This window comes from Planococcus halotolerans (genome assembly GCF_003289955.1).
GTDB lineage: Bacteria > Bacillota > Bacilli > Bacillales_A > Planococcaceae > Planococcus > Planococcus halotolerans.
In genome coordinates, this window is record NZ_QLZR01000001.1 from 806,774 (window position 1) to 821,862 (window position 15,089).

The window sequence follows — 15,089 nt, forward strand, 5'->3', positions numbered from 1 at the left end:
GCTAAAAGAACAAAAAGATGTTTCACGTGAAACATTATTATTTATTGTCCAATCTTCAGTGCCTATTCTACAAAAGTCGATTCCTCGTATTCCGCTTTTCTTTTATTCTTCGTAAGTTTTCCGGAATCCATAAAAAGCACGAAACTTTTTCGCTTCATAATAAGATTTGGACGTAGTGCTGGCGAGCAGTTCCATCCGCGTTTCGGGATATAAATCATGGACATACTGCATTAACTTCCCGCCAATTCCAGTGCCGCGCCTGCTTTTCTCTATAATTAATTCGCAGATATAAAGCGTCACGGCTCCGTCCGTCAACGCACGGAGACAACCGACCAATTGGCCATCCTGTTCCGCCACTACGGCCAGATTCGAACCTTGCCACGCCGCTTTAGTCTGCTGATGTTTCGCCACCAGATTACTCCAGCCTTCCTGCTCATTCAACTGATGAATCGCCGGAAAATCCGTTTCTTCATATGGACGGATTATCAGCTCTTGCTGTTCTTGCATATTGTGATTCCTGCCTTTCATAAACTGAGTTCTTTAGTCACGCTGCCATGTATTTTTTCATTCGAATTCATTTGAATTTCAGAATAAAGGAATTTCCGGGAACATGAAATTGGCAAAACTTAAAATAAACAAGATGATCAAAGGGAATTCCAGTAATGTGAAGATATACTCCCTCGGATTTTCTGCATATTTCCGTTCCATATATGCCTTGTAGAGAGTGACGATCAACGCCACAATGACAGAGGCATAGATCGGATACAGCGCACCATGTTCATAACCATAAATGAATGCAGCAACCATCCCCACCGTCCCGGCTATATTCAAATAGAACTCCACTTTCTCATGCCTGGCATTAACATAATTCGCTTTGAATATATTCCGTTTCTCGACACCCAAAACTTTTTTCAGGAAGAGATTGACGAGGAACAGGATTGCAACCATACCCAATAGAAATAAAACAAACTTCCAATCAAAGTCCAGAGGCAGCCAGGAACGTGCATAGTCTGGATGGTCATCATACATGTAGTTCGTCCTCAGCTTCCGGCTTGGATCTGAGCAATAATACAAACGAAAGCAGGCAAATCATCAACAAGCCGATGCCTAAAAGAATTCCGCCCAGGACAAGAAATTGGTTGATGCCGGCTTCGTAAATCATATTATACTGAGCTGTATCCATGCTGTTAAATTGGCGAGTCAACTCAGCAGCCGCAACGGACTGTCCCCTAGATCCGCTATTAAGAATCATCAGCAAGCCGACGATGATGCTGATTCCTGAAATTGCATAAGTGAAAGTAAGATAATTTTTATTCACCAAATCATCCTTCCATCGAATTTATGATTTTTCGAATTTCAGCCACTGAATTCCGCTGCTGCCCGTCCAGCCACTCTGCCGGAAAACAGGCAGCCGCCGAGGAAAGTTCCTTCAAGCGAGCGGTAACCGTGCACTCCGCCGCCGCCAAAACCGGCGACTTCTCCTGCAGCATATAAACCCGAAATCGGCTGGCCGGCGTCATTGAGTACGCGCGCGGACAAGTCTGTCTGCAGGCCGCCGAGCGTTTTGCGGCTGACGATATTCAGGCGCACTGCGATGAGGGGACCGTTTTTCGGATCCAATATTTTATGAGGTGACGCGACACGGATTAAACGGTCGCCTCTGTAATTCCGGGCTCCGCGCATCGCCGTCACCTGCAGATCTTTAGTAAATGTATTGTCCAGCTGGCGATCACGCGCCACGATTTGCCGTTTTATTTCATTCAAATCCAGCAAATTCTCGCCGGTCAGCTTGTTCATACCTGTCACAAGATCAGGCAGATTATCCGCGACAATAAAATCTTCGCCTTTATCCATGAATGCCTGAACCGGTGCTGTTGCACCTTTTTTCACTCGTGACAGCACCTGCGGAATGCTTTTTCCGGTTAAATCGGGATTCTGCTCTGAGCCGGATAACGCAAATTCCTTTTCGATAATTTTTTGAGTGAGAATAAACCAGGAATAGCTGTAGCCTGTTTTTTGAATCGTTTCAAGCGTCCCCAGCGTATCGAAGCCCGGGAAATTCGGCGCCGGGAATCGTTTGCCCGTCGCGTCGAACCATAGCGAAGACGGTCCCGGAAGGATGCGGATGCCGTGGCGCCTCCACACCGGATTCCAGTTTTTGATGCCTTCCGTGTAATGCCACATGCGGTCGCGGTTAACGAGGCGACCGCCCGCCAGTTCTGTAATCGCGAGCATCCGTCCATCGACATGTTCCGGCACACCGGATAACATATCCTGCGGCGCTTCGCCGAGCCGCTCCGGCCAATTTTTGCGGATCAATTCGTGATTGCCGCCGATGCCGCCGCTCGTGACGATCACCGCTTGGGCGTTGTATGTAAAGTTTCCGATTTTATTGCGCGAACTCACTTCTCCCCTTGCCGCTTCGCTCGGTTCCAGAATCGATCCGTGGATACCGGTTACCGCAGCGCCTTCTGTCAGCAAGCCGTCCACTTGATGGCGTGGACGATATTCGACGACACCGTTTTTCATATGCTCCCGGACGCGGCGTTCAAATGGCGCGACAATTCCCGGACCTGTCCCCCAGACGATATGGAAACGCGGCACCGAATTGCCGTGGCCTTCGGCGAGGTAACCGCCCCGCTCCGCCCAGCCGACTACAGGGAAAAATTTAACGCCCATTTCAGCAAGCCATTTACGTTTTTCACCGGCCGCGAAATCGACATACGCTTTCGCCCACTTCAATCCCCAATAATCTTCGTCGCCGGTTCGGTCAAATCCTGCCGCTCCCAGCCAGTCCTGCCAGGCGAGCTCTTTTGAATCCTTGATTCCCATGCGCCGCTGTTCCGGCGAGTCGACCAGGAATAATCCACCAAATGACCACCAGGCCTGTCCGCCAAAAGACGCTTCCGGTTCCTGATCCACCAATAACACTTTCCTGCCGGCATCCGCCAACTCCGCTGTTGCCGTCAACCCCGCCAATCCGGCACCCACTACGATCACATCAAACTCCATCCGCGCTTCCCCCTTGACGATGCTGTTTCTGCTAATATCGTATCACTTTGAGTTGGTAAATTATAGTTAATAATTTTTGTTTTCTGACAATAAAGGCGGTGATGAGTTGGGAAATTTTATCCATAATTTTTTCATAAAGGAGCTGGTTAGGTTTCTGTGAAGAGAAATTCTGCTGAACGCACGCAAATGGTTTTAATCGCGCGTATTTCAATTTAATCGCTCGCAAATCCTGCATATCAGGAATTTAGAGATTTATTAAACTAGTAAAAGAAAATATTACCAGCGAACCACTCTACTTTCTTTCTAAAATAAAACCCCCAATATGAAAAAACCTTTGCTATAGCAAAGGCTCCGTTGATAAGTATGGTAATTTTATCCAAATATTTTATAGTCTTCGTAGTTTCTAATTTTATTGATGAGAATTCTGCTAAACGCTCATAAAGCACTCGGGAACGCCCATAAAATTTTTTAATCGCCCGCAAATCCATTTAATCGCCCATAAAATTATTTAATCGCCCACAAATTCGTTTGGCTAAGGAGTTTATCTTATTCCAAATATTTAAAGAAAATATTCCCAGCATTTTCGATACGTTCACCACTTCATTTTCAAAACCACAGCCCTCAGTTTGAAAAAAACTTCGCTATCGCAAAGGTTTCCCACAACACCGGAACTTTTCCGCCGTGCGAAAAACTTCCACTCTCTTTTAATCCATATATAACTTTTCACTATATAAATTGCCCCATAAAAAAATCCGGTACCCCATCTAACCGGGGCACCGGATTTTATTCGCATTAGCCCAGATGTTTACGCTGGAAGTCGGCGATGCTTGCGTATTCGTCTGTTAAGAGACGTGATAGCCGGATGAAAATCGGCAGCAGTTCCTTGTAGATTTCGGTGCAGTCCGGATCCGGTTCATGGGTGTGCGTATGGCCGATCATGTCGCCGACGATGCTGAAGTCGTCGATTTCACCGAGCGCATACATGCCGAGAACGACGGCGCCGAGGCACGAACTTTCAAAACTTTCGGGAACGGTGACGGGCTGGCCGAAGACATCGGCCATCAGCTGGCGCCACATTTCCGAACGGGCAAAGCCGCCGGATGCTTTGATCAATTTCGGTTCGCCGGTCAATTCCTCGACCGCGAGCAGAACAGTATATAGATTGTAGACGATGCCTTCGAGCACGGCACGGATCATATGCTGCTTTTCGTGATGAATGCTCAGGCCGAAAAACGAGCCGCGGGCATTGGAATCCCAAAGCGGCGCACGTTCACCCGTCAAATAGGGGTGAAACAGCAGCCCATCCGAACCCGGATTAACGGTTGAAGCGATGCGCGTCAACACATCGTACGGGTCGATGCACAGGCGCTTGGCCGTTTCGACTTCCGCAGCCGCAAATTCGTCGCGCAGCCAGCGGAGGATGATGCCGCCGTTATTGACGGCTCCCCCGATGACCCAATGGTCGGCGGTAAGCGCGTAACAGAACGTCCGCCCTTTCGGATCAGTTTTCGGCACCGGAGAAACGGTGCGCACGGCTCCGCTCGTGCCAATCGTTACGGCGACGACACCCGGATCGATGGCACCGACGCCAAGATTGGCAAGTACACCATCACTTGCGCCGATGATGAACGGCACGTCTTTTGGAATCCCCATGAAAGCGGCATATTCAGTCGCTAACCCGCTCATCTGGTGTGTCGTCGGCACCGGTTTCGGCAACTGGCCGGCATCGATTCCAGCGACTTCAAGCGCGCCGCTGTCCCAATCGAGATTCTCGAGATTGAACAGGCCGGTCGCTGAAGCGATGGAATGGTCGACGACATATTCGCCGAATAATTTATGGAACACGAAGCTCTTGATGTCTGCGAACATCGCCGTTTGACCGAAAATCTTCGGCTTATCTTCTTTCAGCCAGACGATTTTGGATAACGGCGACATCGCATGGATCGGCGTGCCGGTGCGCAGGTAAATCGAATGGCCGTCCATTTCTTCCTTGATACGGGTGGCGTGTTTGGCAGCGCGCGAATCCGCCCAGGTGATGCTTTCAGTCAATAATTGATCCTCTGCGCCGACCGCAATTAGGCTGTGCATCGCCGAACTGAAGGATACCAATTTCAGCGTTGCCGGATTGATGGCGCTTTTGCGGATTGTTTCCCGGACCGTCCCAAGAACGGCACGGAAAATTTCTTCCGGATCCTGTTCCGCCGTCAGCGGCGTAGGGGTGTGCAAAGGATAGAAAATTGTCTCCGTCGCCAGGACCTTCCCCGCTTTATTGAACAGAACGGCTTTTGTCGAAGTCGTCCCGATGTCCACTCCAAGATAATGTGATGGTTCAGCCATTGGAACCCTCCTCTTCTGATACTCAAATTATACGCGAATAAAATATGGGTTGCCGTTTGTGCTGCTTTGACACGATGGTTTGCAAAATTCTTTGCTCCTGCATCGCTTCGCTAGCTTCGTCGCAAAGAGTTGCCCTCGCCAGCTTCGGTCAACTCTTCACAACCGCATGTCCGCCAAATTCGTTGCGCAGTGCCGCGACGACTTTGCCGGTGAAGGTATCGTCTTCCTGTGAGCGGTGGCGCATCATCAATGACATGGTGATGACTGGTGCCGGAACTTTCAAGTCGAGTGCCGTTTCAACCGTCCATTGGCCTTCGCCAGATGAGTTCATGACCCCTCTGATTTCATCGAGATTGGCGTCTTTAGAAAATGCGTTTTGTGTGAGGCCCATCAAGTAAGAGCTGATGATGGAACCGTTGTCCCAGACGCCAGCCACTTCTTCGTAGTTGTAGTCAAACTGGCTCTTACTGAGGATGTCGAAACCTTCCGCAATCGCCTGCATCATACCGTATTCGATGCCGTTATGGATCATTTTCAGGAAATGGCCGCTGCCGGCTTTGCCTGTGTAAAGGTAGCCGTTTTCAACAGAGATGTCCTTGAATACCTGTTCGATATCCTTGAATTTCTCTTCGTCTCCGCCAATCATCGAACAGATGCCGTGGCGAGCGCCTTCTGTGCCGCCGCTTGTCCCGCAATCAAAGAAGTAAATTCCGTGCTCCTGAAGCATTGCTGCACGGCGCAAAGTATCTTTGTAATTCGAGTTGCCGCCGTCGATCAATGCATCGCCTTTTTGGAGTAAAGGCAGTAATTCGCCGATCACTGTTTCTGTGATTTCGCCCGCCGGCACCATCAACCAGATCGTGCGCGGTGCTTTCAGACTGCCTACCATTTCTTCTATAGAAGAAACCCGCTTGAAGCTATCCTCTTCAAATGTTGCAAAATTATCGTATCCGACCACTTGATGTCCGTGATCCGCTAAATTTAAGGCCAAATTCAAGCCCATTTTTCCTAGTCCAATCAAACCAATTTCCATTTTAATCGCCCCTTTGGGAATTTTTTTCCGTAGTGGTTTTATTATATCAAATTTTTTTCCTTACACAAGGGAAGTGTAGTATAATGTCAGTACGAAACGTGTCAGAAATGAGGAATTGACTTATGAAAGAACAAAAGTTTGCGCAGGCAGCCATCCGCGGCAACTATTCGCAGTTCAGCGACAAAGAAAAGAAAATCGCTGATTTTGTATTAAATGATCCGCGCAACATCATCCATTTGACGATCAACCAAATAGCAGACGAATTAAACATCGCGGAATCCACCATCTTCCGTTTTTGCCAGCGCATCGGTTTTAAAGGTTTTCAGGCCTTTAAAATCTCTCTGGCTTCCGAAGTGGTGACACCACTGAAAGATATCCACGAGCAAATCGAAGAAGGCGACGAAGTCAAAACGGTCGCTGAAAAAGTTTTCCGCTCCAACATCAAGACACTGGAAGCGACGTTGCAGATTGTGGACGGTGAAACAATCGAACAAGCCGTAACGACGATTATGAACGCCCGTAAAGTTGAATTTTTCGGAAATGGCGGTTCTGCCAGCGTTGCGATGGACGGTTACCATAAATTCATCCGTCTCGGCTTGCCGGTGGCCATGAATCTCGACGCACACGTCCAAGTGATGTCCGCATCCCAGATGAATGAACAGGATGCCGCGATTGTCATTTCCCATTCCGGCTCGACGACCGATATTTTGGATGTGTTACATGTCCTGAAAAACAAAGGCGTCACCATCATTTGCCTGACGAATTTCGCGAAATCGCCGTTGACCAAGGAATCGAATATTTGCCTGTACACGGTCTCCGAAGAAACCGATTTCCGGTCGGAAGCGTTGTCTTCCCGCATTGCACAGCTGAGTTTGATCGATGCGCTGTATACGAACCTGATGATTGCGCGCAGCGATGCCGGCAAACAGTCGCTGCAGGATATGCGCGAAGCGATGTCGCATAAACGTTTATAAGAAAACAGACCTGCCACTGGGTGGCGGGTCTGTTTTTATTTTTGCGATCATACAGCGGTTTCACTCCGTGTTTTATTCGCAGCAAGCTGCTCCTTGCTGATGTAAATGGATAGACCGATGCTGACGCCGAGCATCATCAAAGAACCGGTGATAATTACCGGGCGGATGGACAGTAGTTCGGCAGCCACGGCAAAGCAAAACGTCAGCAGGATGACAAGAATCGCTTCAGCCATTCCGTAGATGCTGCCAATCCGGCCCATCATGGCGACAGGAATGTTTTCCTGATAGAAGGTTTGGAACCCTGTATTGGCGAATGCCAGCGCAAACGCGAGGACAAAGAAACCGATTGCGGCGCCTGTGAATTCTCCTGAAAAAGCATAGATCAGATAACCGGCGGATACGATAATCGTCCCCCCTCCCATTAAGAAAGAAACTGTCAGCCGATTTCCGAGGACAGCGGCGACGAGCGAACCGGCCGCGATTCCGGCACCGGCGACACTGACAAGGAAGCCATATTGCTGTTCATTGAAGCCGAGCACCAGAATCGAAAAAGAAGCTTCAAGTGAATCCAGCGCAGTCGCCAGCACCGTTACCGCACTGAAAGTCAGATAGACTGCTGCAATGTATCGGTTCCTGCGGCTGAAAGCGAGCACCGCGGTCAAATCACGCCGAATCAGTTTCAAGTTTAATGGCTCTTCGGCGCTGCCGGTTTTATTGCCATCGAGATTCGGCAGAATGATGGTCAGCATGGCGGCAAGAAATAAAGCCGCGGCATTAGTATAGAGAGCGAAATCTGCACTTCCGACGGCGAGCAGGGTGCCGGCGACAGCGGGTCCCAACAGAAAAGCGCCGGAACCGACCAGGCTCCGAAAAGCGTTAAAGTGTTGACGTTGCGAAGGTTTCAGCAGCAAGGTCACATAAGCCATCGACGTCGGCGCGAACATGGAGCCGGCAATGCCGAGCACAAAAACGGCGGCGTAGATGAAGGCCAGTGAATCGAACAGCGGCAGCAGCAGAATAAGCGCTGCGCGTGCCAAGTCGAGCAGGATCAGCAGCTTGCGCTTATTCAGCCGGTCGATCAGGCTGCCTGCCCACATATTCGTGAAAACCGCGGCGAGCGGAACCGTCATATAGAGGCCGGCTACCGCCAACGCCGAATTATCCGCCATCGCCAGCACTTTGAGATTCAAGGCGATGAGGTAAATCCATGCCCCGATATTCGAAATGCCGACTGCCGCCAATAAAATCAGCGGATCTTTCCAATCATGTAATCTCTTCATCCATTTCCGCTCCCCCGCCCGGATTCGGCATAATAAAAAACCGCCTCCAAGACATTTCGTCTTGGAGGCGGTTCGGGTTCGCGGTGCCACTCCAGTTCACCGGCATGTCGCCATGCCAGTCTCATTAAGTACGGCAGGACGCGCCTGCTTATACTTTTGCCCGGTAACAGGAGCTCCTGTCACGCCACCTCCAGTTACTGGTTCCGGCGCGCTGCTCAGAGTTTTGTTTCAGCCGTCCGCCCATCCCCTTTTCCAGCTGCCAGGGGTCTCTTGTGAAAGGTTGGGATGTGCCTACTCTTCTCTTCTTCGCATTTGGTTTTCAATAGGATAACATTGGGCACTAATAGTGTATAGGGTAAATTTTTGTTTATAGAATCATCCTTTTGAACAACGGCTTTGACAGCTGCCGGCCCTTCATCTGCTGTAATGGTTAATTCCAAGTAATTTTGTACGGATTAAATTATATTTCAATAATTTTTGAAGGAGGCAGCTTATGAAAGCCCTTTGGAGAACTTATATCGATACCTCTTTAATTGTTAAAATTACCATTGCTTTGATCCTCGGTGTAGCGGTCGGGCTGCTGTTCGGCGAAGACGCTGCGGTGCTGGCGCCGCTCGGGGATCTGCTGCTGAATTTATTGACCTTCCTGATCATTCCGCTGATCCTGTTCACCCTGATGGTCGGCGTCAACCAAAGCCGTCTTGGCGACCTCGGGCGCATGGGCGGAAAGGTATTTCTATATTATGTTTTAAGTTCGGCGTTCGCCATCATGGTCGGATTGACCGTCGCAAGCCTGTTCCAGCCGGGCACCGGTATGTCGCTGCCTGCCGGTGAAACTTTCGAAGCACCGGAAAACCCCGGCGTCATCAGTGTGCTGTTGAATATCGTACCATCGAACATCTTTACCGCTTTCACTGAAATGAACCTGCTCGGCATCATTTTCACCGCTTTCGCGTTCGGTTTGGCAATCGCCTATATGCGCGGCTCTGCGGAATTCGGAGAGCTTGGGGAGCATCTTTATAAAACCGTCCACGGTTTAAATGAAGCGACGATTGTCGTCCTGAAAGTGATTCTGCAATATGTGCCGATCGGCGTTTTCGCCATCATGGCCGAAGTGGTCGGCAACCAGGGTCTTGATACATTGCTGTCACTCGGTGAAATGGTGCTTGTGCTGTATGCCGCCATCGCCGTGCAGATTGTGCTTTACACTCTTCTTTTGATTTTGATGAAAATAAAACCGGGAACATTCTTCCGCTATGCGCGGACGCCGATGCTGACGGCGTTCGTTACGCAAAGCAGTTCCGGAACTCTGCCGCTGACACTGGAAGCGGCGCGCGGTCTCGGATTATCGAAAAGCTTGTACGGTTTCAGCCTGCCGCTCGGCGCAACCATCAATATGGACGGAGCCGCCATCCGAATCGCTGTTTCCGCCGCTTTTGCCGCCAATTTGACCGGCAATCCACTGTCCTTGCCGGATATGCTGATGGTGGTGCTCGTCGGTACGCTTGCCTCTGTCGGAACAGCTGGCGTGCCGGGTGCCGGCATCGTCATGATCGCCACTGTCTTCGCGCAGCTCGGGCTGCCGATGGAGGCTGTTGCATTGTTGACCGCGATTGACGCACTTGTCGGCATGGGTGCAACGATGCTGAACGTAACCGGTGACCTTGTCGGAACGACCGTAATCGATAAAACCGAAAAGAAACGGCAGACTGCAAAAGCGTAGCGCTGCTGCCGCCTGCTGTGACACCCGTTTTTTTATTGGGGCAGCGGGTATATTAGAAGACAAGTTATTTACGATTGGGAGGTGTTCATCCGATGAAAAATCTGGCATCCGCCAGCACTTTGCATAATGCTGTGGAAATGCCCTGGTTCGGCCTTGGTGTGTCGGGGCTGAAGGATGGCGACGAGACCGCCAATTGCGTGCGGACAGCAATCGTCAATGGTTACCGGAGCATTGATACTGCTGCAATGTATGGCAATGAAACCGGTGTCGGCCGGGGAGTTCGCGAAGCGCTCAGAGAAACCGGCCTGTCCCGTGACGATGTCTTTATCACATCGAAAGTATGGAATTCAGATCTTGGCTACGATTCTGCGCTTGCCGCATACGAAGCGAGTTTGGAAAGGCTGGGACTCGATTACCTGGATTTGTATTTGGTCCATTGGCCGGTGGAAGGAAAATACAAAGACACATGGCGCGCGCTTGAAAAACTGTATAAAGACGGACGCGTCAGAGCGATCGGTGTTTGTAATTTCCAGATTCACCATCTCGAGAATGTATTGAAAGACGTGGATATCGTGCCGATGGTCAATCAAGTCGAGTACCATCCGCTCCTGACGCAGGAAGAACTTCATCAATTCTGCAAAGCCCGCAACATCCAATTGGAAGCCTGGTCGCCTCTCATGCAAGGCAAACTGCTCGACCATCCCGTCCTCGAGGAAATTGCTATGAAAACCGAGAAAACTCCGGCACAGGTCATCCTGCGCTGGGACCTTCAAAACGGCGTCATCACCATTCCGAAATCTTCAAAAGAACCGCGCATTATTCAGAATGCCAAAATATTCGATTTCGAATTGACCGATGAAGACATGGAGCGCATTTCCGCGCTGAATGAAAACCGCCGCGTCGGCCCGGACCCGGATGATTTTGATTTTTGATATATTATACGAAAAGCCATCTTTCTTGCACCGTTTGCCGGTGAGAAAGATGGCTTTTTTGTGTTGGGGTGTGGGTCGAACCGTTTGAGGTGCGGTTATCTTCATTTGAGGTGCGGTCGGCAATTTTTCAAGGACTATATATGAAAAACGAATAATAATATGAAATATTTTCCAATGTTTTATTTTTAGTTGCGCAATTTCGCAGTTTAGTTGCGGTTAAACTTGATTTAGTTGCGGTTGCAGCCGATTTAGTTGCGGTTAGAAAATATTCAAAGACATTTTCGTTTTTATTCCATAGTGGTCAGCTCAAATTATCAAATAATAAATACAATCCCGTAAACAGCAAAATTGCATAAGTCACATACCGGAAAGTGCGCTGATCGATCCGGTGGAACAGCCGCTGACCGAGATACAGACCGAGCAGCACAATTGGGATGGCCATCGCGCTGGAGACCCAGACGGTCGTGTGAGTGCCGGTAAAAATAATTTGCAGCACCAGGCTGACCGAATAAATGAACAGGTAAAACGCGAGCGTCGTTCCCCGAAGCTTTTCCTTTAGGGTCTCGGTTCCCGAAAAATACAGAAGCAGCGGTGGCCCCGGCATGCCGATGCTCGTCGTCAGGCTTCCCGATAAGCCACCGAACAGAAAATCACGGCCGTTTGTCCGTCGAATGCGCAGGGATAAAATCAGCAAAACCGTCAACAGCAGAATGACCAAACTGATGCCAAGTTTCAGCTTCTGCATATCAACCAACACAAAAACAGCGATGCCGATCGGCATACCCGCAATACTGCCGATGATCAGCCTTTTCAAAATATCGAAATCGATATCGTTTCGAATTTTTGTGATCAGCGCTGACGAAATGATGAGCGACAGCACAAGATTTATTTGGATGGCGTCACTGACGCTGAAAAGAAGCAATAGAAAAGGTGTCGCCAGAATCGAGAATCCGAAACCGGTGCTGGTCTGGAGCACGGATGCCGTCAGGATAATCGCGATGAATAATAGGACTTCCACAAGAGCACCCGCCTTACAAATAGATTGACAGCGATTTTACCACACACCTACCGCGAATAAAATTCTTCCTTCAGCACTGCGTACATCGCCAGATCGACAAATTCTCCCTTGATGATCATGTGCTTACGCAATACACCTTCCCGGATCATGCCAAGTTTTTCGGCGACGCGCTGTGATTGTGTATTGTCCAGCATGATCGGCGCTTCGACTTTGATGAGATCCATTTTCTTGAAGCCGAAATCGATTAACGTTTCGGCGGCTTCAAGCATCAGCCCCTGCCCCCAATGATGATGGGACAGCGTATAGCCCACTTCCGCCCGTTGCCGTTTCTCCAGCCAGCTGACGAAATCGATGGTGCCGATCATCTTGTTTTCGTTCTTCAATTCGATGGCCCATGTCAGTTTTTTATTGTCTTCATAGCCTTTACGGATAATACCGATAAACTCTCTCGTATCGTTAGTTGTTTGATGCGCCTGCCAGGGCATGAAACGGGATACCGCAGGTTCGGATGCGTACTCGAACATATCCTCGGCATCCGCCAGTTCAAGCTTCCGCAATATCAATCGTTCACTTTCAATGGTCGGCAATTGGCTGTAGATTATTGATGTTTCATTCATATGTATTCCTCCCTGTTCGATTTTGGTGAGTGCGTCAGTGTCAAAATTGGTTTATTCTATATAATAGAAAGATCGTCAAAGGAGTTGGATCGGATGACCACAATCGGTATCGTCAGACATGGCATTACAGAATGGAACGTACTTGGGATTGCGCAGGGCAACAGCAATATCCCGCTGAATAAAACCGGCCGGGAGCAGGCAATCGCTTTATCCGAACGGCTGGCAGCTGAAGAGGAATGGGACCTGATCATCGCCAGCGATTTGGAGCGCGCCAAGGAAACCGCTGAAATCATCGGCGCAAAGCTCGGTCTTCCCATCAGCCATTTTGATACACGCCTGCGCGAAATGAACGGCGGCGAAATCGAAGGTACGACGGAAGATGACCGCGTTGCGAAATGGGGTGCCGACTGGCGGTCGCTCGACCTCGGTATGGAAACGCGTGAAGCAGTGGCAGAACGCGCAACTGCCGCCTTGCAGGATATCGTGAAAGATTATCCGGGCAAACGGGTCCTTGTCGTCAGCCACGGCGGCTTGATCGGTTTGACGCTTAGATCATTATTGCCCGAGCAATTCAAGAAGACCCTGCTCGATAACACCTCGATCACCATCCTGAAAAATCTTGAAGGAGCGTGGCAATGTCCGCTCTATAACTGCACGCGTCATTTGGAAGGCAAAGTCTTCGTGCAATAAAATCGTTCTCGGCCTGGGTATTTTTCGCCCAGGCTTTTTATATTGAATCCGATTTTCCGGTAGAAACCGACTGCATCCACATCTGTTTCTGCGAATATTTCCTGAATACCATGGAGCTTGATGATGTCTTCAATCATCCGTAACCCGGTTCCGCTGTTGCGGCAATCGCCGGCAACTGCAATATGGCGAATCTCACAGCGCGAAGCGTCTTTCAATTCGATGCCGATAAACGCTTCTTCTTCCATCAAATACAAATGGCGGTTTGGGTTTTTAGCATACTGAGCGTATTCCACTTCCACCTGATCCTTCGCCATCGCAAAAGCCATCACTTCCTTGAGTTGCGGACTAGGGTAGGCTGCCGTCGCTTTACTCAGCATCCCAACTACCCTCTTTCGTGACAGTTTGCTGATTGCTGGCGTATAGCGGTTTTTCTGCAACATCCACAGTCCAGGTGACGAGCGTGACACTGTCTCGCACCCCTTGTTGCTGCACTGTTTCAAGCAGAATCTGAAGACCTTCTTGCTGTGAAAGCCCTTCAAGTTCATTGTAAATATCCACCGGATCCGCGTAAGGTTCGCCCGGGCATTCCGTCAGGCCGTCCGTCGCCAACAGGATCCGGTTGCCCCCTTGCCGCAGTTCATGCAAGCCGCTGCTGAAACTCGGCACCGCCTGGGCAAAGCTGTTATTGCGTCCGATCCACTCGTAAAAATGACGCTGATTCAGCTGATATTGCCCCATTGCCGCAAATTCAGGATGAAACAGGTAGAGCAGACAATCGCCGACTGAAAACCAATACAGGTGCTTGCCTTTGCGAATGGCGATCAAACAGGCAGTTTCGCCTTGTATCTCCCGGCATGTCGCCAGGAAATCCTTTTGCCGGAATATCCGCAGCAACAATGCCTCAAGGCTCTGAAAAAATTCAAAGCTGACATCCATGGACAAGAACGACCTGATCTCTTCCTGATGCGCGAGAAATTGCTCCATCACCACTTCGGCACTTTCCGCCGTGTCATGGGCATCCATGATCAACGCCAATTCCCAGTCCTCTTCCGGATTCGCCCAAGCCAGACAGGCATCCTCGTTCTTCGTCTGCCCAGCCGAAGAATTGCCGCCGAACCGGCCGATTGTCATCTTTTGCATCTTCCACAAATCCGGCTGATCCACAAAATGCTCTTCGCTGCCTACCCAGTCAAACTCCTCCATCAACCCCACATCCTCTTTATAATATTCTTACAATTATAGAACATCTGTCAGCTACTGGAAAACTTTTTCGGAATTTATTTTAATAAAGTCGGTGAGGATGGGGCGGTTTTGGGGTTGGGGTGCGGGTTGATTGGCTTGGGGTGCGGGTTAGACCGTTTGGGGTGCGGTTATTCGTCTGCGAGGTGCGGTTTTCTCCATCTGAGGTGCGGTCAGCGGTTATTCACCTCTATAATATAAAAAAGCGCCCAAGAAGTTGAAAAATTTTCCTCA

The 15,089-nt window shown here is 49.7% G+C and carries 15 protein-coding genes; 4 read left to right on the forward strand and 11 right to left on the reverse strand.

Going from position 1 to position 15,089, the window contains the following annotated elements; genetic code table 11:
• Window positions 1-102: 102 nt before the first annotated feature.
• The 6 genes from DP120_RS04020 to gnd all read right to left on the reverse strand — a co-directional run bounded on the left by DP120_RS04020 (window position 103) and on the right by gnd (window position 6,382).
• Window positions 103-507 carry a GNAT family N-acetyltransferase gene (locus DP120_RS04020; RefSeq protein WP_112222027.1) on the reverse strand — a complete coding sequence of 135 codons (405 nt, stop codon included), beginning with the start codon at window positions 505-507 and terminating at the stop codon, window positions 103-105.
• 78 nt (window positions 508-585) lie between these two features.
• Window positions 586-1,029: a DUF4181 domain-containing protein gene (locus DP120_RS04025; RefSeq protein ID WP_112222029.1), complete on the reverse strand. Its 444-nt coding sequence runs from the start codon at window positions 1,027-1,029 to the stop codon at window positions 586-588.
• Window positions 1,022-1,318, reverse strand: a complete 297-nt coding sequence (locus tag DP120_RS04030) for a hypothetical protein (RefSeq protein ID WP_133257371.1) — start codon at window positions 1,316-1,318, stop codon at window positions 1,022-1,024. Before DP120_RS04030 ends, DP120_RS04025 begins: the two co-directional genes overlap by 8 nt.
• A 38-nt stretch (window positions 1,319-1,356) precedes the next feature.
• The gene (locus DP120_RS04035) at window positions 1,357-3,012 is read right to left on the reverse strand and encodes an FAD-binding dehydrogenase (RefSeq protein ID WP_112222033.1); all 1,656 of its coding nucleotides are present in this window, start codon (window positions 3,010-3,012) and stop codon (window positions 1,357-1,359) included.
• A gap of 792 nt (window positions 3,013-3,804) precedes the next feature.
• Window positions 3,805-5,349 (reverse strand): gluconokinase, encoded by a 1,545-nt coding sequence (gntK, locus tag DP120_RS04045; protein WP_112222037.1) that lies wholly within the window; start codon window positions 5,347-5,349, stop codon window positions 3,805-3,807.
• Between the two features lie 148 nt (window positions 5,350-5,497).
• The gene (gene gnd, locus DP120_RS04050; RefSeq protein ID WP_112222039.1) at window positions 5,498-6,382 is read right to left on the reverse strand and encodes a phosphogluconate dehydrogenase (NAD(+)-dependent, decarboxylating); all 885 of its coding nucleotides are present in this window, start codon (window positions 6,380-6,382) and stop codon (window positions 5,498-5,500) included.
• A 122-nt stretch (window positions 6,383-6,504) separates the two neighbouring features.
• Between gnd and DP120_RS04055 the strand changes: the two genes are divergently transcribed.
• Window positions 6,505-7,356 carry a MurR/RpiR family transcriptional regulator gene (locus DP120_RS04055; RefSeq protein ID WP_112222041.1) on the forward strand — a complete coding sequence of 284 codons (852 nt, stop codon included), beginning with the start codon at window positions 6,505-6,507 and terminating at the stop codon, window positions 7,354-7,356.
• 47 nt (window positions 7,357-7,403) lie between these two features.
• Here the strand turns inward: DP120_RS04055 and DP120_RS04060 are convergent, their stop codons facing one another.
• A complete protein-coding gene (locus DP120_RS04060; protein ID WP_112222043.1) occupies window positions 7,404-8,636 on the reverse strand; it encodes an MFS transporter in 1,233 nt (410 codons plus the stop codon).
• A 493-nt stretch (window positions 8,637-9,129) separates the two neighbouring features.
• Here DP120_RS04060 and DP120_RS04065 point away from each other — a divergent pair, with 493 nt between their 5' ends.
• Together DP120_RS04065 and DP120_RS04070 are read left to right on the forward strand one after the other, a co-directional pair.
• Entirely contained in the window at window positions 9,130-10,359 is a 1,230-nt protein-coding gene (locus tag DP120_RS04065; protein ID WP_112222045.1) for a dicarboxylate/amino acid:cation symporter, read from the forward strand.
• A 92-nt stretch (window positions 10,360-10,451) separates the two neighbouring features.
• Window positions 10,452-11,291: an aldo/keto reductase gene (locus tag DP120_RS04070; protein WP_112222047.1), complete on the forward strand. Its 840-nt coding sequence runs from the start codon at window positions 10,452-10,454 to the stop codon at window positions 11,289-11,291.
• Between the two features lie 301 nt (window positions 11,292-11,592).
• On the opposite strand, the gene DP120_RS04075 is transcribed toward DP120_RS04070, so the two are convergent.
• On the reverse strand, window positions 11,593-12,309 hold the full coding sequence (locus DP120_RS04075) for a sulfite exporter TauE/SafE family protein (RefSeq protein ID WP_112222049.1): 717 nt from the start codon (window positions 12,307-12,309) through the stop codon (window positions 11,593-11,595).
• 47 nt (window positions 12,310-12,356) lie between these two features.
• Window positions 12,357-12,926: a GNAT family N-acetyltransferase gene (locus tag DP120_RS04080; RefSeq protein ID WP_112222051.1), complete on the reverse strand. Its 570-nt coding sequence runs from the start codon at window positions 12,924-12,926 to the stop codon at window positions 12,357-12,359.
• A gap of 93 nt (window positions 12,927-13,019) precedes the next feature.
• On the opposite strand from DP120_RS04080, the gene DP120_RS04085 reads away from it, so the two are divergent.
• Complete coding sequence (locus DP120_RS04085) at window positions 13,020-13,616, forward strand: histidine phosphatase family protein (protein WP_112222053.1); 597 nt, start codon at window positions 13,020-13,022, stop codon at window positions 13,614-13,616.
• Here the strand turns inward: DP120_RS04085 and DP120_RS04090 are convergent.
• The gene (locus tag DP120_RS04090; protein ID WP_165843713.1) at window positions 13,586-13,993 is read right to left on the reverse strand and encodes a GNAT family N-acetyltransferase; all 408 of its coding nucleotides are present in this window, start codon (window positions 13,991-13,993) and stop codon (window positions 13,586-13,588) included. The two genes, DP120_RS04085 and DP120_RS04090, sit on opposite strands and share 31 nt — an antisense overlap.
• Window positions 13,983-14,819: a PP2C family serine/threonine-protein phosphatase gene (locus DP120_RS04095; RefSeq protein WP_112222057.1), complete on the reverse strand. Its 837-nt coding sequence runs from the start codon at window positions 14,817-14,819 to the stop codon at window positions 13,983-13,985. The genes DP120_RS04090 and DP120_RS04095 overlap by 11 nt, the downstream gene beginning before the upstream one ends.
• Window positions 14,820-15,089 lie beyond the last annotated feature (270 nt).